This window comes from Marinobacter sp. G11 (assembly GCF_021282325.1).
Classification (GTDB): domain Bacteria; phylum Pseudomonadota; class Gammaproteobacteria; order Pseudomonadales; family Oleiphilaceae; genus Marinobacter; species Marinobacter vinifirmus.
Genome location: NZ_JAJSPB010000105.1, coordinates 1 through 1,103, shown reverse-complemented (window position 1 = coordinate 1,103; position 1,103 = coordinate 1). Strand labels below are relative to the sequence as shown.

The 1,103-nt window shown below is 43.1% G+C and carries 1 protein-coding gene; it reads left to right on the top strand.

Annotated elements, in window-relative coordinates; translation table 11 throughout:
* The first annotated feature begins 197 nt into the window (after nt 1–197).
* Nucleotides 198–908, top strand: a complete 711-nt coding sequence (locus tag LWH94_RS19210) for a hypothetical protein (RefSeq protein WP_232903311.1) — start codon at nt 198–200, stop codon at nt 906–908.
* The last annotated feature ends 195 nt before the right edge of the window (nt 909–1,103 follow it).

The following is a 1,103-nucleotide window of genomic DNA, read 5'->3' as shown; positions in this document are numbered from 1 at the left end:
ATAATGAGAAACTGGCAAAGCCCTTCCGCTGGCACAAGAGTGCAGAATCGATTATGACTTCAGTGGCGCGAGCAAAGCTGAGTGTTATTGATAATAAATAAAGGGATTACCCAGACGGGACACTAGTATGGCTTTGGTCTGTTCTTGGGCGTGACTTTACGATCAGTCACCCCGAGTCTTTTAAAAACCCGTTGGGATTGGCAGAGTCTTGTGCAAAAGCGCTCGAATCTAAAGGTGAAGCGTATGCTGACTGGGTTTTTAATTGTTATCAGCAGCATGTCGTTAATGGCGAGCTGAGCAGTATTATAGGTGATGCTGGAAAAAGATTAATTTGTTTTCTTATGTATAAGCTTGTGGTCTATAATGGTTTCGATTTTGAGCTAGGGAGCCTTAAGTATTACTTGGATGATCGGTCATGCTTTCTTTTGGCTGTAGACCTCGATGCCAGGCTTGGTTCAGATAAGTTGCGTATCATTCGAGAGATAGCTTCTATTTGGAACCTTCGCATGTTAAAGGATTACTCTTTAAGCTGGGTGGATGGCAATAATCCTGAGCAAGTGTCATGGCTTATTGATGAAGGCCTAAAGGCTGGATTGCCGAATCTAGTTCCAGGCAGTGTAAATAACCCATTATCAATAAATGAAAGTCTCTTGAAGTTTCAGTGTATGTTGGATCAGTCGAGCCTCAATCTAAAGATGGAAGAAATGCTCATTAAAGACTTAAGGCGGAAATGGAGCATCAAAACCAATAAGAAAAGAAGTGAGCGGTCTCAGGTTAACGTCTTATTACTCCCTGAAACTAAAGAAGGTATAAAACAGCTGATGAGGCGAGATGGGTATAAGACTCAAGGAGAACTCGTAGATGCTCTCGTGAGTAAGGCGCTATCCGATGAAAAGGGTTCTTTGTAGTGTTCATTAATCCAAAACAAAGAGTTTGCCAGTATGCGGTCACGCCTTTAACTTGGTGAGATAATCTGCGAGCCTGTAAATAAATCTGTGTAACTGCCCACCCCATTACAGGTGACCGTCCAGGCGGTCACCGAATTCGATAATAAAGCGATTCAGTGCCGGCTTCCAATCACGGATCGGCATCGTCCATTTCTT